The 22,754-nt window shown below is 36.4% G+C and carries 19 protein-coding genes and 1 tRNA gene; 5 read left to right on the forward strand and 15 right to left on the reverse strand.

The genetic code is table 11. From position 1 onward, the window contains the following. The first annotated feature begins 254 nt into the window (after window positions 1–254). Window positions 255–764 carry a C40 family peptidase gene (locus ACQ2HF_RS01785; RefSeq protein WP_432411801.1) on the forward strand — a complete coding sequence of 170 codons (510 nt, stop codon included), beginning with the start codon at window positions 255–257 and terminating at the stop codon, window positions 762–764. A gap of 61 nt (window positions 765–825) precedes the next feature. Beyond that, window positions 826–2,877, forward strand: a complete 2,052-nt coding sequence (locus ACQ2HF_RS01790) for a ComEC/Rec2 family competence protein (RefSeq protein WP_432411802.1) — start codon at window positions 826–828, stop codon at window positions 2,875–2,877. 23 nt (window positions 2,878–2,900) lie between these two features. On the opposite strand, the gene ACQ2HF_RS01795 is transcribed toward ACQ2HF_RS01790, so the two are convergent. The 3 genes from ACQ2HF_RS01795 to ACQ2HF_RS01805 all read right to left on the reverse strand — a co-directional run bounded on the left by ACQ2HF_RS01795 (window position 2,901) and on the right by ACQ2HF_RS01805 (window position 7,341). Beyond that, window positions 2,901–3,437 (reverse strand): thioredoxin family protein, encoded by a 537-nt coding sequence (locus tag ACQ2HF_RS01795; protein ID WP_432411803.1) that lies wholly within the window; start codon window positions 3,435–3,437, stop codon window positions 2,901–2,903. A 104-nt stretch (window positions 3,438–3,541) separates the two neighbouring features. Beyond that, entirely contained in the window at window positions 3,542–5,131 is a 1,590-nt protein-coding gene (locus ACQ2HF_RS01800; RefSeq protein ID WP_432411804.1) for a peptide MFS transporter, read from the reverse strand. A 32-nt stretch (window positions 5,132–5,163) separates the two neighbouring features. Beyond that, window positions 5,164–7,341, reverse strand: coding sequence for a S9 family peptidase (locus tag ACQ2HF_RS01805; RefSeq protein WP_432411805.1), 2,178 nt, complete (start codon window positions 7,339–7,341; stop codon window positions 5,164–5,166). A gap of 188 nt (window positions 7,342–7,529) precedes the next feature. Here ACQ2HF_RS01805 and ACQ2HF_RS01810 point away from each other — a divergent pair, with 188 nt between their 5' ends. Together ACQ2HF_RS01810 and ACQ2HF_RS01815 are read left to right on the forward strand one after the other, a co-directional pair. Next, window positions 7,530–8,837 (forward strand): hydroxymethylglutaryl-CoA reductase, degradative, encoded by a 1,308-nt coding sequence (locus ACQ2HF_RS01810; RefSeq protein ID WP_432411806.1) that lies wholly within the window; start codon window positions 7,530–7,532, stop codon window positions 8,835–8,837. Window positions 8,838–8,915: 78 nt separating this feature from the next. Then, a complete protein-coding gene (locus ACQ2HF_RS01815; protein ID WP_432411807.1) occupies window positions 8,916–9,821 on the forward strand; it encodes a GYDIA family GHMP kinase in 906 nt (301 codons plus the stop codon). A 51-nt stretch (window positions 9,822–9,872) separates the two neighbouring features. Here the strand turns inward: ACQ2HF_RS01815 and ACQ2HF_RS01820 are convergent, their stop codons facing one another. From ACQ2HF_RS01820 to ACQ2HF_RS01870, 11 genes are all read right to left on the reverse strand, one after another. After that, on the reverse strand, window positions 9,873–11,987 hold the full coding sequence (locus ACQ2HF_RS01820) for a SurA N-terminal domain-containing protein (RefSeq protein WP_432411808.1): 2,115 nt from the start codon (window positions 11,985–11,987) through the stop codon (window positions 9,873–9,875). A 178-nt stretch (window positions 11,988–12,165) separates the two neighbouring features. Further along, the gene (locus tag ACQ2HF_RS01825; RefSeq protein WP_432411809.1) at window positions 12,166–13,419 is read right to left on the reverse strand and encodes a hemolysin family protein; all 1,254 of its coding nucleotides are present in this window, start codon (window positions 13,417–13,419) and stop codon (window positions 12,166–12,168) included. A 194-nt stretch (window positions 13,420–13,613) separates the two neighbouring features. After that, a complete protein-coding gene (locus ACQ2HF_RS01830; RefSeq protein ID WP_432411810.1) occupies window positions 13,614–13,817 on the reverse strand; it encodes a hypothetical protein in 204 nt (67 codons plus the stop codon). Next, entirely contained in the window at window positions 13,807–14,379 is a 573-nt protein-coding gene (gene lptC, locus ACQ2HF_RS01835; RefSeq protein ID WP_432411811.1) for an LPS export ABC transporter periplasmic protein LptC, read from the reverse strand. Before lptC ends, ACQ2HF_RS01830 begins: the two co-directional genes overlap by 11 nt. 2 nt (window positions 14,380–14,381) lie before the next feature. After that, a complete protein-coding gene (locus ACQ2HF_RS01840) occupies window positions 14,382–15,737 on the reverse strand; it encodes a tetratricopeptide repeat protein (protein ID WP_432411812.1) in 1,356 nt (451 codons plus the stop codon). Window positions 15,738–15,759: 22 nt separating this feature from the next. Further along, on the reverse strand, window positions 15,760–17,004 hold the full coding sequence (locus tag ACQ2HF_RS01845; protein ID WP_432411813.1) for an OmpP1/FadL family transporter: 1,245 nt from the start codon (window positions 17,002–17,004) through the stop codon (window positions 15,760–15,762). Window positions 17,005–17,006: 2 nt separating this feature from the next. Continuing rightward, a complete protein-coding gene (locus ACQ2HF_RS01850; RefSeq protein WP_432411814.1) occupies window positions 17,007–17,732 on the reverse strand; it encodes a type III pantothenate kinase in 726 nt (241 codons plus the stop codon). A gap of 270 nt (window positions 17,733–18,002) precedes the next feature. Continuing rightward, window positions 18,003–19,229 carry a hypothetical protein gene (locus tag ACQ2HF_RS01855; RefSeq protein ID WP_432411815.1) on the reverse strand — a complete coding sequence of 409 codons (1,227 nt, stop codon included), beginning with the start codon at window positions 19,227–19,229 and terminating at the stop codon, window positions 18,003–18,005. Further along, entirely contained in the window at window positions 19,229–19,849 is a 621-nt protein-coding gene (locus ACQ2HF_RS01860; protein ID WP_432411816.1) for a redoxin domain-containing protein, read from the reverse strand. Before ACQ2HF_RS01860 ends, ACQ2HF_RS01855 begins: the two co-directional genes overlap by 1 nt. Before the next feature lie 214 nt (window positions 19,850–20,063). Next, a tRNA-Phe gene (locus tag ACQ2HF_RS01865) sits at window positions 20,064–20,136 on the reverse strand. Between the two features lie 105 nt (window positions 20,137–20,241). Then, on the reverse strand, window positions 20,242–20,466 hold the full coding sequence (locus ACQ2HF_RS01870; RefSeq protein WP_432411817.1) for a hypothetical protein: 225 nt from the start codon (window positions 20,464–20,466) through the stop codon (window positions 20,242–20,244). Window positions 20,467–20,650: 184 nt separating this feature from the next. Here ACQ2HF_RS01870 and ACQ2HF_RS01875 point away from each other — a divergent pair, with 184 nt between their 5' ends. Then, window positions 20,651–21,403 carry a DUF481 domain-containing protein gene (locus ACQ2HF_RS01875; RefSeq protein ID WP_432411818.1) on the forward strand — a complete coding sequence of 251 codons (753 nt, stop codon included), beginning with the start codon at window positions 20,651–20,653 and terminating at the stop codon, window positions 21,401–21,403. A 35-nt stretch (window positions 21,404–21,438) separates the two neighbouring features. On the opposite strand, the gene ACQ2HF_RS01880 is transcribed toward ACQ2HF_RS01875, so the two are convergent. Continuing rightward, window positions 21,439–22,449, reverse strand: coding sequence for a hypothetical protein (locus ACQ2HF_RS01880; protein WP_432411819.1), 1,011 nt, complete (start codon window positions 22,447–22,449; stop codon window positions 21,439–21,441). Window positions 22,450–22,754 lie beyond the last annotated feature (305 nt).

Genomic DNA, 22,754 nt, shown 5'->3' on the forward strand with positions numbered 1-22,754 from the left:
CCATACCCTGAATGCAATCTAATCACAACATTATAAGTGCTGCAATTAAAAAAGTGCTTCGGTTGGCAGATAGTTTGAGGATATATAACTCAATAAAACATTGTATTTGAAAAACACTAAGTTTTCAGATTACCCTTTAAATTTCAAGTATAAAAAGGCAAGAAACCATTGTTAATTTCGTTTTAATAAGTGTTCTTAGCACAATAGAATTTCTCACTATTGATTTGTACTTTTAAATATTCAAAATTTACCCTATGAAAAAATTGCTACCTGTACTTCTATTATTGCTTTTTTTAGTCTCTTGTGGGGCTTCAAAAAGATCAACTACGTATACAAAAACACGTACTCCTAACAAAGTAGAAAGTACTAGTAGCCCTAACAGTGCCGTTGGAAAAATCATAGACCACGCCAAAAGTTTTGAAGGCACCCGTTACAAATTTGGTGGCACTACTAAAAAAGGAATGGATTGCTCCGGATTAATCTACACCTCGTTTGCAACAGAAAATATTACACTCCCCAGAATTTCCCGCGACATGGCTACTCAGGGTGAGCGTATTTCATTATTAAAGGCAGAGGAAGGGGATTTAGTTTTCTTCCAGACCAATCCAAGTAAGAACGTTATTAATCACGTAGGTCTGGTGGTATACAACAAAAGTGGTGTCCTCAAATTTATACATGCTACGACGTCACAAGGTGTGATCATTAGTGATCTTTCTGAAGCCTATTGGGACAAATCTTTTGTACAGGCGCGAAGAATTATTTAAATTTTTAGTATCTTTAATTGCAACTCCCTACTAACAAAGGTCTTTTGGCCTGGCTGTTTGTATGGGGGTTTCATATGTAAATTTTTCTGTCGTTCGTTTTGCGGTGTGTCTTACTCTGGGCATTACAGCTGGTTATTGGGCTGAAAATTTTGAACTCTTTTCTATTACAACTTCTGCATTAATAAGCATACCACTTGTGCTTCTTGTCTTGCTATATGTCTCTTGGCAATGGAATAAAAAACAACTAGAGCCTTCTCCTCTTTTTGGGATTCTAGTATGTTTTCTTTTCTTTTTTATTGGTTTGGCTAATTACTCGCTACGGCTTCCCAAATCGCAGGCCAATCATTTTATACACTACTCCTCCGCTGAAAATAAGCTATTACAATTAAAAATTACAGAAGCCCTAAAACCAGATGCATTTAATCTTAAATACATTGCCGAAATACAAACTATAAACGAAGCTAAATCCAAAGGAAAAATACTTCTCCTACTTCGGAAAGATTCCTTACAACCCATACGTTCTGTAGACGAATTGCTATTGGTTTCCGGCAATTTTGAGCCAGTTAGAGCGCCTAAAAATCCACATCAATTTAAGTATGCCGATTATATGAAAACATTGGGAGTCTATGGACAACTGCAACTAAATGATCGTGATATTATTAGTTCTGAAAAAGGAAAAACAACCCTCGTAGGTTTTTCAGAAAACATCAGAAACAACCTTATCTACAAATTAAAAAGCACTCCACTGCAAAATAAAGAACGAAGCATTTTGCAAGCATTAGTTTTAGGACAGCGTCGGGATATTGACAAAAGTCTTTATAACGACTATGCAGCGGCGGGCGCCATTCATATTTTAGCAGTGTCTGGATTGCATGTGGGGATTCTATATTTTATACTGCTCTTTATTTGTAGACCGCTCACCTATTTAAAGTATGGGAGTTTGGCTAGAAGCATCATCATTGTAGTTCTGCTTTGGGGATTTGCTATTTTGGCAGGATTATCTCCTTCGGTAGTGCGTGCAGTGACTATGTTTTCATTTTTTACGTTTGCTACGTCTATTAAACGGCCTACCAACAGTTTTAACACACTGTTTTTATCATTCTTTTTATTGCTCTTACTTCGTCCTAATTGGTTGTTTCACGTTGGATTTCAACTAAGCTATTTGGCGGTGTTTGCTATTCTTTGGCTACAGCCAAAGTTGTACAAACTGTATAAACCAAAATTTTATTTGGATAGATTGTTTTGGGGAATTATCACCGTGACTATCACTGCGCAATTAGGCATTGTCCCTTTAAGTCTCTATTATTTTCATCAATTTCCAGGCTTGTTTTTTGTGACCAATTGTGTCATACTTCCTGTATTGGGCATTTTATTAGCTGGCGGACTTCTACTAGTCATCTTAGCAGCGTTTGATGTGCTGCCCGATTTTTTTGCTGAAGGCTACAATTATTGCCTTACACTTTTAAATAGCTTTATTTCTTGGATAGCACAACAAGATTCTTTTTTATTTCAAGACATTCCGTTTTCGAAGTTATGGGTGGCGGGAAGTTATTTAATGTTGGTTAGCCTTGTTTTACTATGGAAACAGTATAATTATAGAAGATTGCTCTATTGCTTAATATCGTTTTCAGTATTACTTGTCATATTAATTTGGGAGAAGAAGCAATCAAGTTATTCTGAAATGGTCATCTTCAACAAAAACCGAAATTCGCTCATAGGGATTAAAGAAAACAAACGATTAACAGTTTTTAAAACCGATACCCTGGCTTCAGCAATTTCAGAAAGCTATCCCATTAAAAGTTATAAAACTGAAACCGCTATTGTGTCTTATTCCGAACAACCCCTTCCGAAGTATTTTATATTTCAGCAGCAATCTGTCTTGGTATTGGACAGTTTAGGCGTTTATCCAAGCGATTCCGAAGCTACTATCATACTTTTAACGCACAGTCCAAGAGTGAACTTAGAACGGCTCATTGAGAGCCTGCAACCCAAACAAATTATAGCCGACGGAAGCAACTACCGTAGTTATGTAAATAGATGGCGGGAAACGTGTACACAAAAGAAACTCCCTTTTTACCACACGGGCACAAAGGGAGCCTTTACACTTAAATAGTCGAAACACTTAACTAAAAACAACTACTTAAAAGTTCCTTTAAAATTTTCTTGATACTCTTGCCACGCCAAAGCTGTGGTAAGCGTTTTATAGTCATTATTGGCAATCATTTTTAAATATATTTCTAACTGCGATGGCGTTTTATAACCTGGAATTGCTTGAATTAACACCCCATCTTCTTCAAAAAACACTAAGCTTGGATAGCCGGTAATCTTTAACGCATGTGCCAACAAATGCTGGGAGTTGCGCCCCTTTCTCTCCGGAACATAGTTTGGGTTGGTATAGGTAAAATCGTTATAATTTATTTCTTCATTTCCTTCGGCATTAAACTTCACTGCGTAATAGTTTTCGTTTATATAATCTGCCACTTGTTTATCACTGAAAGTATTTTTATCCAGCAATTTACACGGCCCACACCAGGTTGTGTAGACGTCCATGAATATTTTCTTTGGTATTTTTTCTTGGGCCGCCAAGGCTTCTTCCATAGACATCCAATTAATTTTTTGGGCGGTCATGGTGCCAGCGATTAGTAGTAAGGCAAAAAGGAATATATGCTTCATCTGTTCTTCTTTTAAGTATTGCAATAGATTTTTAAATTTCAAAATTAAAGCAACAAAAAACGTTCCACTATGGGAACGTTTTTTATTTATATTAATTGTGTTGCCTAACGCACTCCGTGCATTTTCTTAATAAGTGTTTTATTTAAGATCAACATTATTACACCTGCACCAATAGGTATTAATGTGAATATCATAAAGAAATAAGAAAGTCCTTTTTCTTCTAGTATTGGATCCATATAACTACCTGTGATACCTGCTGCTAGGTTGGCTATAAAATTAGCTACAAACCATACTCCAAACATGAGTCCTACCAATTTAACAGGAGCCAATTTACTTACATAAGATAAACCTACAGGAGAAACACAAAGCTCTCCTAGCGTATGAAATAAATAAGCAAATACTAAGAACATCATACTTACTGAAGCTGTTTTAGCACCTAATGGAATACTCATTGAACCATAGGCCAATATCCCAAAACCAAGACCTAATAGAATAAGCCCGATTGCAAATTTAACGGGTCCTGAAGGATTATATTTACTTTGCCATATTTTAGAAAACAACGGTGCAAAGGCAATAATAAAAAAGGAGTTAAGAATTCCAAACCAAGATGCTTTTACTTCAGCAACCTCTGCATTAAACTCTCTCACCAACATCCATATTACAATTGCCCATATAATAACAAAACTTGTTCCTAGCAATATATTGGAGAGTGCATATTTTGAATATGTTTGTTTAAACAACATACCTAGAACCCAAGTAATAATTAGCATAGGAACCACTGTAAGAATGGTATTAAATATTTTAAAGGTCATCGCTCCATCACCTACCAAAACACGGTCTGTGTAATCTGCAGCGAAAATAGTCATAGAACCACCTGCCTGTTCAAAAGCCCACCAGAAGAAAATAGTAAAGAAGGCTAAAACCCCGATTACCATTAAACGGTCTTTCGTTACTTTAGATTTTTTTGCATCATCGACAGTGTCTTCAATGGCGTCTTTTGTATCTTCTAGACTGTCGTCTAGGGCATCATCAAAGTCTTGAGTTCCCTTAGGAGAAAGCCCAATACGTCCAAATATTTTTTGTGCAAAGTGGAATTGCAGCATTCCGAAGAACATAAAAATACCTGCTAATCCAAAGCCATAGTGCCATCCAATAGATTCACCAATATAACCACACAATAAAATACCTAAAAAGGCACCTGCATTAATTCCCATATAAAAAATGGTATATCCAGCATCTTTTTCTTTCCCTTGGTTTTTATATAATTGACCTACCATTGAAGAAATATTCGGCTTAAATAACCCATTCCCAATAATCAAAAGCCCTAGACCTGCATAGAAAAATGGTTTTGCGAATACTTCTAATCCCATGGACGCATGTCCTAATGTCATTAATAAGGCTCCTAACACCACAGCTTTACGATATCCCGTAAGCTTATCTGCTATTAATCCACCAAATATTGGAGTGATATAAACAAGTCCAGTATATACTCCATACAACCACAAAGCCTTTGAACGTTCCCATCCAAAGCCTTCATCTAAAACAGAAGCTACTAAAAAGAGTACCAATAAGGCTCGCATACCATAGTACGAAAACCGTTCCCACATTTCGGTAAAGAATAATACAAATAGTCCCGAAGGATGACCTAAAACGGTTCGCTGATTAATTTCTGAACCTCCAAATTTAAATTCCATAGAAAAAGGTGTTAGTTAATTTATTTATTGAATTATAGATTGTTTTTAATAAAATCGGTCATTAAGGTATAGAGATGTAATCGTGTGTTACCTCCATAAATCCCGTGATTTTTGTCTGGATAAATACGCCAGTCGAATTGTTTGTTGGCTTGCACCAAAGCTTCTACCAAGCGCATCGTGTTTTGCACGTGTACATTGTCGTCTGCACTACCGTGAACCAATAAAAATTTCCCTTCCAGCTTATCTACATGATTAATAGGAGAATTCGTATCATATCCCGATGCATTATCTTGCGGAGTAGTCATATAACGTTCGGTATAAATAGTGTCATAAAATCGCCAGCTGGTAACAGGGGCTACTGCAATCGCCATAGAAAATGTATCGGCTCCCTGGAACAAACAGTTACTGGACATAAATCCTCCGTAGCTCCACCCCCAGATTCCAATACGAGAGGCATCGATATACGGTAACTTTCCAAGTTCTTTGGCAGCACTTATTTGGTCTTCTACTTCAAATTTACCCAATTCATTTTGGGTTACTTTTTTGAAATCTCTTCCTTTTAAACCCGTACCACGCCCATCTACACAAGCTACCACGTATCCTTGCTGTACCAGCATTTGGTGCCAGTAATCGTTTGATCCGCCCCAGCTATTTTTTACGTTTTGTGAGCCTGGTCCAGAATATTGGTACATAAATAAAGGATACTCCTTTGTTTCATCAAAATTGGAAGGCTTAATAATGTACATATTCAACTCTTCACCATTCACTTTAATAGTACTGAATTCCTTTGGAGACGTGTTATATTGCGCTATTTGATTTTTTAACTCTTCATTATTTTTTATCTCCCGAATTAACTTTCCGTCAATGGCTTTGTTTAATGTAAATACATAGGGAGTTTCAGTATCGTGAAATGTATTAATGAAATAAGTAAAATCCGAACTAAAATCTGCACTGTTTGTTCCAGTTTGTAAGGTTAATCGCGCTTTATTTTCTCCACTTTTTAAAACAGAATATACATCACGGTTTATACTTCCGTTTTCTGTACTTTGATAATAAACACGACCTGTCTTCTGGTCGAACCCATAGTAATTTGTTACTTCCCAATCTCCTTTGGTGATTTGATTTATAAGTTTCCCAGTTTTATCGTACTGGTAAATGTGGTTCCAGCCATCTTTTTCACTTGTCCAGATAAAACTGTTATTGTTCAAAAAGGTAAGATTGTCTGTAATATCAACATACGCGTTATCCTTTTCTTTCAGAATAAGCGAGGTTGCATTCATTTTGGCATCCACGAAAATTAAGTTTACTTCGTTCTGCTTTCGGTTTGTTAACTGTACACTTAAGACATCTGCGTCATTAGTCCATTTAATACGAGGTATGTAATAGCTGTCGTAGTTTGAAAGATTTACATCGCTGGTTTTCTTGGTGTCCACATCATACAAATGAAGGGACACTTTAGCATTTGGGTCACCCGCTTTTGGATATTTAAAAACTTGCTGACTTGGATACAAATCTGTTCCAAATACATCCATTGAAAAACGAGGGACATTGGTTTCGTCAAATTTAATATATGCTACTTTAGTACCGTCTTTGTTCCAGTCAAACGCACGAACAAATGCAAATTCTTCTTCGTAGACCCAGTCTGTAATTCCGTTAATGATACTGTTTATTTTTCCATCTGTGGTAACTTGCGTCTCTTCACCAGACTGTAAATCCTTTATGTATAAATTGTTATTGTGACCAAAAGCAACTTTGGTTGCGTCACTATTGAAGGTTGGCTCCTGAATTTGCTTGGTGGATACCAAGTCGAGTTGTTTTGTCTTTATATCGTATACATAATATGTTCCCAAAGAAGATCTTCTATAAATTTGCTTGAGCTGCGTAGCCAATAAGAGCTTGGACTCATCTTCACTCAATTCGTAAGATATTATAAAAGTAATTCCAGGAAGATCATTACTATCGACCAAGGTATTTACTTTTTTTCCACTTTTATAATCGTACACATCTACCGTAGAAGAACTTGTTTGCCTACTGTAATTAAGCACTGCATATTCTTTACCATTTTCTAAAGAACGAAGGGCATCGAGTCGCTCTGTGCGGAATGTGCTACCCCATATATCTTCTAAGGTTATCTCTTTTTTTTGTGCTGTTGCGACCGAAATGGCCAAAATAAATAATACGAGTAGGGAATTTCGAGGAAGTAGTTTCAAAGTGTTAAAATTTTGTTATGCCAATGTTACTAAAATTTAGTGAAATTTCCGTGATTTTTCTTGTTAAATAGCCGTTCTAAGACTTGCTGAAATCATGAATAAACTATTTCACTTTGCTGAAATATGAATTTATTCTGGAAATTTTCAATTTCTGAAATCTTATCTTTGCTTTTTCAACACTTCAACCCATGCGACAACCCGTTTCTGGTTTTTCAAAAAAATCTAAAGAACAAAAAATTGAATGGCTCCTTGCTACTTATTTTAACAGCGCTAGTAGCGTGAAAGAAATCATTCAGCAATACTACACTAGCGACGTCTCATTACAACAACTGCACGACGATTTTATAGAAAACGCCATCACCAATTATTATCTTCCGTTTGGAATTGCCCCTAACTTTTTAATAAACGGACAATTGTATACACTTCCCATGGTGACTGAAGAAAGTTCGGTAGTTGCAGCGGCAAGCAATGCTGCCAAATTTTGGTTGGAACGTGGCGGGTTTACTGCGGAAGTGATTTCAACAGTGAAAAACGGACAAGTACACATAGATTTTTACGGTGATGCTAACATTTTAGTTGAATTTTTTGAAGCAACAAAACTAAAACTCATCGCCAGCCTTGATACGCTTCAGAAAAATATGAAAAAGCGAGGTGGCGGTTTGCTGGATATCGAGTTATTAGATGCTTCCGCAACGCTGGAAGGGTATTACCAGTTGCATTGCACCTTTGAAACGTTGGACGCGATGGGTGCCAACTTTATTAATACTTGTTTGGAGCAACTAGCCACAACGTTTACCATTGAATCTCAAAATTATAAAACTTTCGGTCTTGAAAAACCAAAAGTGGTCATGAGCATTCTCTCTAATTACGTTCCTGAATGCCTCGTTCGTGCCGAAGTACATTGCAAAGTGGAAGATTTAGCGCAAGAGCATATTTTGGGAGAAACCTTTGCCAAAAATTTTGTACGCGCCATTAATATCGCTAAGTCCGAGACACGCCGCGCCGTAACCCATAACAAAGGGATTATGAATGGCATAGATGCGGTTGTTTTAGCTACAGGAAACGACTTTCGTGCGGTGGAAGCTGGCGTACACGCCTACGCAGCAAAAAACGGCTATTACGGAAGTTTGACACACGCTACCATAGAAGATGGTGTTTTTAGATTTTGGATTGAACTACCACTAGCGCTGGGCACCGTTGGCGGACTTACATCCTTGCATCCATTGGCTAGATTTGCCTTACAATTATTACAAAATCCCAGTGCGCGCGAGTTAATGCAACAAGTTGCGGTAGCAGGTCTGGCGCAAAATTTTGCCGCTATAAAATCGCTAGTAACGGTTGGAATTCAAAAAGGGCATATGAAAATGCATTTGATGAATATTTTAAATCAGTTGGGCGCCTCATCAGCGGAGAAAGAAAAAGCACGTATCTATTTTAAAGAAAATTCGGTTTCTCATAGTGCTGTGGAGCGTTTTGTTGAGGACTTGAGGAGCTAAGGAGCCTTTCGATACCATTTTACTCCTGCGTCGTATAATCACTCAGGATAACATGCATACTTTAAATTGAATTATTAATTGGAAAAGTCTTTTTATAGCAACGGAAAATTATTACTCACCGGAGAATACGTAGTTCTGGATGGTGCTACGGCCTTGGCAATACCTACTAAAAAAGGACAATCACTTACCGTACTTCCCCGAGAAGAAAATGAATTGCTCTGGAGCAGTTTTGACGTAGAGGGCAACTGTTGGTTTAGCGCAGAATTTTCACTAAAAACATTTGAAATATTGGGATGCGATAATCTTACAACCGCTCAAACATTATCCCGTATTCTAAAAGAAACCCGAAGATTACAGCCCGATTTTTTATCGAATTCAATGGGGCTTCAAGTACTAACGGAATTAAACTTCCCTAAGAACTGGGGGCTTGGCACCTCTTCTACCCTCATAAATAATATAGCGCAATGGGCACAGGTGGATGCTTTTTTATTACTTAAGAACTCCTTTGGCGGTAGTGGTTACGATATAGCCGCAGCGCAGCACAACACCCCAATTTTTTATTCTAAAAAAAATGAATTATCACAAATTCAAGAAATTAAACTGCCTTGGGATTTTACAGATTCATTATTCTTTGTCTATTTAAACCAAAAACAAAATAGTAAAGAAGGTATTTCACACTACAAAAAACAACCTGCCACAATCAAAGAGGTCGAAAAAATTACCGACTTATCTAAAAAATTATTGCTTTGTTACACGCTTTCAGATTTTGAAGCGATTCTAAATGCACACGAGGAGACTATTTCAAACATAATAGGCTTGCCAACAGTGAAAGCAACCCTATTTTCAGATTTCAACAGGAGTGTAAAAAGTCTTGGTGCTTGGGGTGGCGATTTTATAATAGCGACGGGAACGCTTGAAGACATGTCTTATTTCAGCAAAAAAGGATACGAAACTATTATTCCATTCAGCGAAATGATGCTATAAAAAAAGCCCCGATAAACGGAGCTTTTTTCAGTATGGTATGACTAGTTTCTATTAGAAGAAATTAGCTCTATTGTCTTCAATTTCAGCAGCTTCTTTTAACGCTGTATAAATTTTTCCATTTACAGCAGGAGTTGCCTTAGCCGTTAATTGGTTTGCGAAAGAAGCATAGTTATCTAGTGATGGTGCAGGATTAAAAGCAAGTACTCTTACCTTGTATACTCCATTTTCACCAACAATAAGGCCTGTTTCCTCCCCTGGCTTTTTACCAAAAGCAGTTCCCACTACTACGGGCTCATTACCTGCACCAGCCAATGTAGGGCTTGCCATAGTAACAGCAGTGGCAGTTTGTACAGATACACCCTGGCTGTTTGCTACTTCCTGCAATGTAGTTGCTGTTATGCTTTCTTTAATTTTGGCTGCTTTTTTCTTGTTCTTTAGTATTGGACTCACTCTTGAAGAGGCTTCAGCAATACTCATTAATCCTTTTGGACTCTTACGTGTTAACTGTGCTATTACGTATCCGCTTGCGGTACTAAAACGCTTGATATCTCCAACATTAGTTTCTTCTTCAAAAGCCCATTTCACAATATCTCTATTGTTACCAACTCCCGGAATTGTAGCATCTAGCATTCCTATTTTATTTACAGGTTTTAAAGGCAATGAAGCCGCTGTGGCCGTTTCGGCAAAATCACCTTTCTGAGCATCTAACTCAAAATTGGTAGCTTCGCTAAACACATTGTTTAATGTTTTCTCACTGGCTTCAATTTCTCTGGTAATGGTAGCTACTTTTACAACTTTTTGAGAATTTTTATGACCTAGCACTTCTATTAAGTGGTATCCAAATCTTGTTTCAACCACACCCATATCGCCCACATTTTTCTCGAAAGAAAAATCTCTAAAAGCAGGAACCATTTGATTATAAGGGAAGAAATCATACACTCCATCTTTCTCTATACTTGCTACGTCTGATGTAAATTGCTTCACCATAGCAGGAAACTTAGTTTTGTTTGCTTTTAAAACTGTTAACAAGCTATCTGCTGTTGTTTTTGCCTGCTCCTTAGTTCTTGTAATACTATCGGTTGGACTAAGTCCTATTGGAATAAGTATGTGACGTACTTTAGAAGAATCTGGCATTTGGCGTGTGGCCACAACTTTACTTAAGTTAAAAGTATTATCTACTTGATAAGGGCCATAAATAGTCCCTGTACTCATATTAAATACAGTATCCCTAATAGTCACTGGCAATTCTTTATTGTACATCCACCGATCTTGATATGGTGTTTCAGAATTAGAGTTTACAAATGTTTCCACATCTGTTGTATTTGCAAAACCTCTAATAGTATCTGTTAATTTTGACACGTCATTGTATTCAGCTGTGTCTTTTAATAAGTTTTCTATTGAAGTTTTAGCTTCATCTATGTCTTCTTGTGAAGCTTTTTCAGAAATTGTCACATATTGAATATCTACTTGTGGCTCTATTTCGAACTCTTTCTTATTATCCTTGATATAAGCTTCAATTTCACCATCGGTAACAGGAACTTCCTCATCTGGAATTTTAGTGAAAGGTATAAATGCAAACTCTAAGTTCGCTTTATCGTTTTCAAATTTATAGGCTTGCTCACCTTCAGCCAATGTAGAAGTTAACCCTCCTTTAACCATAGTAAAATAAGTGTTTTCTAAGATGGTCATTTTTGTATTGTCTACAAAGTCATCCCATTGCTGAGACGCTTGCTGGTTGGTACGAATACTCGCGACATACTCATCTAACTTAGCTTGGCTAAAACGACCCGCTTCGTCTTGAAACGTTTCATTTCCTGCAAGATTGGTACTTAAAGCATCGTTTAACTGGTCCTCTTGAACCGTCAATCCTAATTCTTCATATTGCTCTTCCAGTAAAACTCGCTTTACTTCTTGCTCATACACAGCATTTACTGCTTGACCCGCAGGAGCATTAGGACCTAAATTACGACGCATGTTTTCTACCTTGGTCATAAAAGTGGTGCGATCTAGATCTACTCCATTTACTGTCGCTACGGTAGATTGTGATTTATCTGAAGACAAACCGCCATTACGTAAAACATCTGCCAATACAAATGAGAACAATGCCAACGCAATGATAATGATCAAGAAAACCGAACGTTGTCTAATTTTATTTAAAACTGCCATCTTATTAAGTTAGTTTAACCTTTGCCATTGTAGCGAGAAGGTATTAATTCAATTTTTAACTAGTGGGCGAAAATACCATTTTCCCACCATTAATGAAAACGTTTTCCCTAAAAAAATTGTTAGATTTTACAATAGTTTTTTTAGCAGTAACACCTTGAAAAAGCGATATCAAGAAATTTTAAGATTCTACGATCTGCTTTAATTCTACCAATTCGATTTTGGTATTGGAAACTTCTAGAATAGTAATTTGGTATTCTTCTATTTCGTGAACTTCACCTTGTTGAGGAATTTCTTCGGTTACGTGCACTATCATACCGCCCAGGGTTTCATAACTATCACTTACTGGAAGATCCAGTTTATACACTTCGTTTAGGTAATCTACTTCGTGTCTAGCAGAAAATTTATAATGATTTTCTCCCAGGGCTTCCTCGGTAAGTCCTGCGCTGTCGTGTTCATCTTCTATCTCGCCAAAAAGCTCTTCGATAATATCTTCTACAGTAATAATTCCAGAGGTACCACCATATTCGTCTATCACCACCGCCATACTTCGATGCTTTCTAGTGAGAATATTTAATACATCTTTTGCAAGCATCGTTTCTGGAACAAAAATTACAGGCATCAACATCTTTTTTAATGTTGGTGGTTTTTTGAACAACTCAAAAGAGTGTACATACCCCATAACATCATCAATGTTTTCTCTGTATACAATAATTTTTGAGAGTCCTGTTTCGGTGAATTTTTTTGAAAGCTCCTTGGGTGTGGTAGAAATATCTGTAGCAATTACCTCGGTTCTTGGAATCATGACTTCGCGCGCTTTTATTTCTGAAAAGTCCAGCGCATTCTGAAAAATCTGTATTTCACTATCCATTTCATCTCGCAGTTCCACAGTTTCCATCTGTTCGCTAATGTAATTCCCTAATTCAATTTTACTGAAGGTGAGTTGTACGGAGTCTCCTTCGGTTTTAAAAAGATGTTTTAATACCAGATCTGAAATCCAGATAATAAACTCTGAAATTACCGAAAAGAACATATAAAAAAAATAAGCCGGTACCGCAAAAATCTTTACGAGGCTATTGGCATAAATCTGAAAGAATACTTTTGGTAAAAATTCTGCCGTAAGCAAAATAACTAATGTGGAGATAAGTGTTTGTACCAACAATCCAACAGCCCCCTCTATGGGTACGTATTGCATTAACAAGTCACCCATAAAAAACCCATAGATAACCAAGGCAATATTATTACCCACAAGCATTGTAGCTATAAACTTGGAAGGTCTGGCCGTAATTTTCTGGAGTACTTTGGCCAGAAAATCGTTTTGTTTCTTTTCAATTTCAATATGTATTTTATTGGAAGAAACATATGCAATCTCCATTCCCGAAAAGAATGCCGAGAATAATAATGACAAAACAATAATGATGATGGTGTAGTCCAACGAGGTTTGTGATTTAAAATATGATTCGCTGGATAGAGCACTCCGCTATGGGTTTACCCTTCCGATTCAGCAAAGCTGAACCACCTTTCCTTTGCAAGGTAAGGAGCTGGTTATAGTTAATTAATTCTAATAAACAAAGGTGCCTGAGTGTCCAGATAAAAGTTTAAAAACTTTTTATCGGGATGTATCGGAGGCTAATCCTCCCCTCGTCTCCTTTTTTCAATATTCTTTCTGAATCTTCTTTTGAAAAAAAACATAAAAATTGCTACCACAGAAAAAAACAAAAACAAATAGGCTCTATCTCTGTCATTATCCCATTCAGTAATTACTAAATAAATAGCAAATGCTGCCATGGCAAGATATACATATTCGAAAAGCTGGTATATTTTATTGGTCATCTTCTAATTTAGTTTTGTCAATAAGTTGCGTACCTTGATTGTTACGAGAGATAAAGGTAGTGAAATCTTGATTAGAGTCGAAGCTTGCCCCATTGTTTACAGAGCCATCTTTTAATTGAATTTGATAAGGCTGGTCTGTAAAAACCCACTCTTTCCCTTGATCCCAATACAATTGTTCTGCTCTAAGGACAACACTATCACTTGTCACCACGATTACATTTTCTCTAAGGTCTATCAAAGAGGTTTTATCATATTGAATAGCATAGTCTGAAAATACGGTATTTAATTTTCCTTCTTTCCAAAAATAAAGTTCCACACCCTCGGGGAACTCTTTATACGGAAACTCTTTATTGGAAAAATCTAAAAAAACTGGTGCTTTAAGGTTTGCAACCACAACGCCAGAATCTGTATATTTCATATTTACACCCTTGCCTTCTCCAAGAGGTAAGTTATCTGCTTGTTGTAATTTCTGAACATTACTATAATTACCTTCACATGAAAAAAGCGTGATGACGAATAAAATTGCCATCACGCCTTTAATAATATAAGGTAAATTAATCATTCTTATAAGTTAGGAACTTTTACACTACCACCAACCCAACAGCTAAAGGTAATTGTTTTTCCAGCCATTGAAGCGCTAAATATTTCTGTCTTGCTTGGCGCATATCCTCTGTAAGAACTAGCAGTAGCGTTTGCTGTACCAGCAATACTACCATCTACTCTTGCAGCTCTATCTGCCATTTCAGCAGCTTTCCAATAGATTGCTCTTTTTTCGAAGGCTGTAGTTCCACAATTATTTGCACTATCTGCATACATTTTTGCGATTCTCAAATACGCAATACCTAATGATGGATTTTCTTCCAATGCCTTGTTATAATAATTTCTTGCAGTACTTAGGCTTCCTTTTTTACGGTTTGTTTCTCCTAGACTAAAGTAAGCTTTTGCTTTATCTTTAGGCTTAGGGTTCAACTCGGCAGCTTGGTTATAATAGTCTGTTGCCTCTTTCATATTTCCTTTTTCTTCAGCTAATTTACCTAAGAAAAAAGCAACACTTGCAGATGGTTCCAACGTGTACCACTGTTGTACTAATTGACCAAACAATGGTGTTTCACATTCTTTATCGTTCAATTTAGTAGCAGCACTCTTTAACCAGTTTACGTCATTCTTATTTTCTTCAAAAAGCTTCTCATATAGAGGAATAAGATTTTCGCAATTAGCAAGATTACCCAATTTACCGTTTACACTTCCTTTTACTTTTCCGTAGGCACTTAAATTAGTTTCATAATTACCTAAGTACTTTTTTTCTTTAGAAGTTAGAGTTGTACCGGCATCTTCCTTATCCACTAATTTCATTAGTTTCCCAGAAAGGTCTATCTCTTCTCTTTCCAACTTATCGATAATGGTATCGTATAGATTAAATACGTCTTGAACATCCATTACTCCTTCTTCTTCTAAATCTACTGCAAGAGAGAAATAGGTGTATAAACTTTTAGGACTTGTAAAACTTTCTTCATCTTTCTTAAAAGCCGCGTCAAAAGCGTCAAACTGCTCTTTCTTTGTGCCAATACTTGCATCATACTTTACCTGAGCGATGTTTGCCATCTCACGACCCATTTGGGTTTTGGCAGCATAATACTTCATTCGCATAGCCAGATTTTGTTCTAAATCTGTTATTTTGCTTTTATCTCCTTTTTCGATAAAATCCTCAAACATTTTTGCTCCATATTGGTATGTTGCCATACTCCAACTTGGACATTTATCTACTAGTGGCTTATAATGTTGTAATGCACCTTGATAATTTCCTGCTTTGGCTGGCTCTGTAAATAAAGAACCTAAGGTGTGACATTCGTCTTGTGCGAAAGATTTGCCCCCAAAGGCAACAAACAATATTGCTGCAAGTAAAATCGCTTTCGTTTTCATAGTGTTAGTGTTTATATAAGTGTTATTCAAAATATCGTTTTTCAAACCATTTGTCATTTAATGACAAACTTAAAAATGTATTGAAGAAGTTTTCTTGTACTAAACCAAAGTCTTTTGTTCCACGCGTACCAATTTCAAAACCGAGGTTAACATTAGAGAACAATCTCCCTACTGGTAATCCTACTCCAAAAGATATGCCAAACTCGTTAATGTCTTGCCCATTCACGTTTATCCCGGTTTCTTCAAACCTAAATCCACCTCTGTAAACAACACGTTGCCAGTAATTACCAATAGAATTATAGTTAGGAATATAAAAACCTCCCACACGATATTTACTAGCATCTTTAAAAGATACATTTTCTATTTCGAAGGTACGATTGGTAAAATTACTCGTTTTCTGATCTGTATATTCTCCCCCAATAAACCATTTTTTGTTTTGACCAATCCCTGCACCAAGCGTCCATTGCGAAGGAAATGTAAAATCTGTATCGTCTACCAGAATTTCTCTTACATCTATACCGGCTTCGGCACCACTGTCTATTTCCAGCAATGTAGATATGGTTCTACTATTTTCTGATGTAAAATTAGTCTCAGGAGTGTAGGTTAGAGAACTGTATAACCTCAACTTATCATTCAACATTCTTTTGTAAGACAAACCAACATTAAAACTGAAACCCAATAAATCACTTCGGTTTTCCTCACGAGTGGCATATTGAACTCCATCCTGACGACTGGTCGCAACGTTTTCTATATTTCCGAAATTATAATTACCATCGATCCCCACACTTAATCCATCTGAGATCTTATACGCAAGGGTTACAAAGGCTTTATTTAAGCCACCAGAACCTTCATACTGAGTGGTTCCAAGAGAATTTTGACCTTCTAATTGATACCCAACAGCTGTATACGGTATTAAACCAAAACTGGCTCCAAACTTTTCGCCAATAGGCAAACCTATAGCAAGATAATCTAACGAAGTAGTGGTGGCTTGTTGTTTTTCTGCATCAGTTTGTAGGGTTACAAACTTGTGACTAGCACCAACTGCAAAGTTAACTAACTTTAAATCTGCCACCCCAGCTGGATTCTGAAGGCTTACGTGAATACTATCTGTATACACGCTAATTCCGGACATCGCCCTGTTTTCTGCCGTCCCTTTAAACTTGAGGGTTCCAATTCCGTAGAATGAATAGGGAGACGTTGTCCCTTCTTGGGCTTGAGAAACTCCTATTGCAAGGAGTAAAAATACTACAAAAAATTTCTTTAACATTCCTATGTGTTATGTTCTAAAATGTGACCCAAGCCCTCTAATAAAAAATTAGGGATGGCAAAGATGCTATTTTTTAGGCTATCTCGCAACAATTGAGCATCACCTCCTGTTAAAATAATGGTAAAATCGGGATATTTCTCACGATAAAAATCTAAAAACCCGTCAATTTCGTTCACAACACCTAAACAAATGCCGCTGTGTATGGAGTTCTCAGTAGTGTCACCAATAGTGTTGGTGGGTAGTGTTGGTGACAATAACGGTAAATTTGCAGTAAACGTATGCAAGGCTTTGTAGCGCATATGTATTCCGGGAGAAATACTACCCCCTAAGTACTTGTTTTCTGAAGTTAAAAAATCGTACGTAATACAACTTCCTGCATCCACAACAAGAACGTTACTATCTGGAAACTGAACTGCCGCTGCACTCACCAGAGCAATGCGATCTACTCCCAATGTTTTTGGCGTTCCATATGTGTTTATAAATGGAACCAGCGTGTCTTTTGTGAGTTGAAGTACTTCCAGCTTATTTTGAAGTAATTGCAACGCAGCACCAGGGAAATTTCCAACCGATGATACAATTGCTTTTTCTAGTTTCGGAAATTCTTGAAAGAGGGTTTTTATATTGGAAATAACCTCATCGTTAGTCGTGACCACAAGATGCACCAACTTCGAATGCTCAAAGATTGCTAGTTTAATACGGGTATTTCCTACGTCTACAATTAGGTTCATCTGCTGGTAAAGACTGCAAAGTTACGAGTATGTTTCAGGAAAACCGGCAAGATTACCTCAAAACAAAAATACCCGAGCTTTTGCTCCGGTATTTTGTGCTAATTGCAAAAATACAAATTGACCTTGCAAATAATTCCATTTCTACCCAAACTCTTTTATAGTAGGCATAAAAAAGAGGCTTTACTTTCAAGGTCCTTCAATTAATTTTAAATTTTGCCTTATTTTAATAAATATATGATAACAGCAATGAACACTAACGGATTACCTACACTAATAGTAATAAAAAATTAGATTCATCATTTCGTCTGTAGAGTTCCACCCCAGACCAACATCTTTTGCTGGAGAATTAGGGTTTCGGGGGTTTTCCTGGGTATTGTCGTACGTTGCTTCGGATAAAATTCTGGTCCCCTTTGGCAACAAAACAGGCTCCTTATATAAGTAGGACGTTTGCCAATTAAAATCCCAATCATCAATTTTAATTAATGGTATTTCCTTTCCATCTGGAGTTATGGCTCTGGCTTTAAAACTTTTTCCTAAATAATGCATATGTGGCAGGACCGAAACGAGGTTCATTTCCTCTTTTATTACATAGCTTACATAGAAAATTGGCTTCCTATTCGCCTTTATATAAAAGGGTTTGTTGGAGATATCTTTTTCGGTTATTGCCAATGTTTTTATTTCGTGTTCTACTTTTTCCTTTGCGAAATACAATTCAATTTTCGAGAGATCTTCTTGTTTGATGGAAGATGGAGCATAGTGGATATTTAATATAAAATCGGAATTCGCATAAATTTTTTTGCCTGTTTTGGGAGGATATAAAACGGGTAAATTTCCTGGCACCCAACCATAAAGAAATTCATCTGCAAGAGGGTTTTTCTGAAATGCCAAGGCTTTCGGGTCAAATTCAGAAAGTCCATTAATACCCCGAATAATATTAGTGGTGTCAATCATCACTCTGCTGTGGTGTACCTGTCTCTTGTTTCCCGCAATAAATGCAATAGACTCTATATACGTGTCTTTTTTTAGATGGGAAGGAATATTGAAAAAACGGTAATCTTCAATACTTTCGTTAGACAATTCGTATGGCGCTATCATTTCAAGCACTAAATCTGGTTTTCGGTTTTCTAAGTTATCTGGGATGGGTGTAGGCTTACCTTTTCTTTTGCCTTTGGGCATTCCATCGGCTAACCATTGTTTTAGGGTATTAATTTCTTCATCGGTAAGACCTCGTTCGTTTTTAAAAGATCTAAAGTCTCGGTCGGCCTTCCAAGGAGGCATATATTTTGTCTCCACTACGTGTGCAATAAAGGAGCCTTTACTTTTTACTTCGCTATAATTTGTTAGTGAGAAGGGACCGTATCCATTTGGTTTATGACACGACGCACAATTTGTATTAATAATACTTTCAACTTCGCCATAATAGGTTGTTTTTTGAGCAACTGCAATATGTATTGATACTAGTAGTACTGTAAGTAGTAGGAGATTCTTTATAGTCATTATTTTTCCATTTCAATAAAACAGCCAATTGCGTCAATGTGGTTAGCTAGGATGGGGCGGCCGTTAATAAGGTCTTCAATAGCATTTATTAAATAAGTGTTGTTTGGTTTTAATTTGTTTCTTCCCAACGCATAAAACCAATCATCGATCGCTCCGTCATAATATACAATTCCATTACTGTCAAATAAAAAACTTTCCGGGGTAACGGTGGCATTAAACTCTTTGGCAAATTTATTATCAGCATCTCTTAAAATTTCAAATGGAATTTTAAAATCATTTTTAAAAGCTGAAATTTTTTTGTCTGAAAAATTATTAGGCACAATGCCAAACAGTGTTATATCGTTAGCATAGTTCGTGTGCATTTCTCTTAAAGTATGCACGTACTTTTGGGAGATGGGACAATCTGTTCCCAGAAAAATTACGACATAGGTCTTCTTTTTGTTTTCTGAAATTTTAATAAAAGAAAGATTCTCAATAGCAACAGTCTTGGACTGATTATCTTTTGAAAGTTTTGCAGCTTTAGTGGCACTTCGTATTTGTGAAGTAGCGGGTGTGTTTTGAGAAATAGTGGTTATACTAAGAAAGCAAGCAAGCAGTACTAAAGTGTGTAAATATTTCATCTATTTAAAAGTAAATGTCTTATACTATAAATGTATTACAAATATAACGCCATTTTATAAATTTCAAAAAATGGGTTTTTTGTAAAATCATTTCTTTCTAATCCTATCTAAATAATTTTTATGAATTAATGGGAGCCAATTGATTGAGGATGTAGTTGTTACAAAACAAAAAATCCGCAACATCTTACTAAAAAGATAGTTGCGGAAAATTTTGTGGTACCTCCAGGAATCGAACCAGGGACACATGGATTTTCAGTCCATTGCTCTACCAACTGAGCTAAGGTACCTGCTTAAAGCGGGTGCAAATATAAGTTTATTTTAAGTATGGCAAAATTTATTTATAAAAAAAACCGAAACAATTTTGTTTCGGTTTATATTTTTGAGTGCAACCACTAGGCTGCCAGTGCACGACCTTTTAATCGTTTCTCAATTTTTTGTTTTATAACGGTAAGACGCTTCATTAAATCCATTAAGGTCGCATCTTTACTTTCCTTATATACTTCGTTAATGCCCAAAATTAATTCTTTTGCTTTACGGCTTGCTTTAATTCTATCGCTTGTGGTCTTGAAGGTAAGTTTCTCTTGCTCAAATTGCAAGGCTTCGTTTATGATATCCATGTACTTGTATTTTAAAGGTTGGAACTTGTCTCAGTTTTCTTGTTATGAGAACTAAATATACTTCAGTTTAGTGTTTGAAACTAAAATTTAAACAAAACTTTAACACAGTCCATAATTTTATGCCGCAAATGTACATTTTAAGCCCTAAACAGTACCTTTACAACTTATTAATGTTATCACAATTATGAGAAAGTTATTGTTACTAACGCTATTGTGTGCAACTACTTATGGCAGTGCACAGATTTTGAATGCAGAATCACTTAGAAAAGTGACTGATACCTCAGGATTTTCGGGTGCGGCGAGTGTAAATTTTGCTTTAAAAAGAAATGTAAATGATTTTATCACTTTGGGAAGCGACATTCATCTTCAGTATAAAAATAAAAACCACCTCGCCCTATTCAAAAACGACGTGAATTTTCAGAAGATTGAAGGTGAAAAATTTGAAAACAGTCTTATCTCACACTTGCGTTACAACTATCGGTTTCATCCAGGAATTGCCTGGGAAGTCTATACACAAGGGCAATATAATAAAATTAACCTGATAGAATTTAGAGGGCTCGTAGGCACGGGACCTAGGTTTAAACTCACCAATTCTGAAAAATATAAATTCTACCTGGGCACCTCTGCTATGTACGAATATGAGGAAGTAACAGATGGAGTAACACCTATACAGAGAAGTTTTAGAGGTAGCTCTTACGTCTCTTTCAGTTTTTACCCCTCAGAACATGTGAGTATCATTAGCACAACATATTACCAGCCACTTTTTAGAGACGTGAGTGATTATCGCATCTCCAGCCAAAGTTCACTTTTGGTTGGGCTTTTTACTAATTTTTCGGTAGCGCTTAGCCATACTTTTGTGTATGATGCTTTTCCTGCTGTAGGTATTCCAAATTCGCAATACGAATTTACCACTGGTGTAGCGTATACGTTTGACTAAAAATAAATTTACTTTCTTCGGAAGGATTTGGAAGTCTATTTATTTTTTGATTCCAACAAAAATGGTGTAAACCAATCCCAAGAAATTCCTATTGAGAATCTAGGAAAATCATCAACAAAACGATAATTGTAATCGTCAAAGCCAAAATCGAACTGACCGAAAAATCCTAAATCGGTGTTCCAAGGATGTACAATTAATTTGGTCTGGGAGCGATAGGGTGTAACAGAAGGATGCGCACCCAATTGAAGGAAAACATCTTGTCCAGCCACCAATCGCATTCCTTTCCAGTAAAAGGTAAACTCGTAATTAGCCTCGATACGGTGTCTCCCAAAAATACCAACATCCTTTGGATTATACCCTCCAAAATCAATGAAACCGAAAAATTTATCGTGGTATAGTTGGTATGTAAGCGTGTAGCTATGTATTCGCTTTGGGATAACCTCATCTATAAATTTATTCTGTCTGTAATTAAAGGAAATACGTGTAAGATTGACAGAAAAATTACCGGTTTTTCGGTTTAAGATCCCAGCAAGATTAGTAGTATCTGTAATGGTTTCGTAAACTGCCTGACCTTCTGGGCTTTCGTCTTCAAATTCAGCACTAAAAGCGCTGTTGGATTGTCCATTACTATAGTGACCAGATTCTATCGCCAAAGTTAAAAAGTTGTCGTTGGAAGTAACGATTATGGGTTGCCAACCCGCTAAAATTTTATAGGATGGTGTTTTTACTGGGCGCGATTCTTCGTTATAAATTCTGAATTGTGGCTGAAAGGTTAAATAGGCAGCATACCCAGGTGTTTTTTCATCGGCTGTTATCGCTTTTCTTATATTATTAAAAAAACTGTAATAAACAGATGGCTTAGTATCAAGAAGTATTTGTTCATACTCATTATTACCAAAACCACCCGATAGATAGGATCGCTGTGCTATTGGGTAATATTCTTTAAAAGCTGTTGGAATTTTAGTAGTCTGAGCGACCATTATCACCGTCACAAAACACAAAAATGGAAATAGCTTCTTCCTAAAATTTTCAGCAAAAGTTTTCATACTATTAAATTTTCAGCAAAAATAGACGAATGACCAGAGCTTCTTTTTTACTGAAGAAATTTTAACAAAGCTTTACAAGTGCCAAGGCCTACAAATTGTAAGCTGTATTATAAATTCAAACAAATAATTTATGCATTGGCTAAAATTTTATAACCTCGGTATTTTAATTCACTGTGTCTTAGAAAAATTACCTGGTTTCAGCTTCATTTCAATTTTTCACAAATCTTTCGTAAGGTTTCCGTGATACCAAGACTACTTTGTTATATTTACGCGACTAAAAACCAAACAAATTTTTCTTTCGTACA

This window comes from Rasiella sp. SM2506, assembly GCF_050859505.1.
Lineage (GTDB): Bacteria > Bacteroidota > Bacteroidia > Flavobacteriales > Flavobacteriaceae > Marinirhabdus.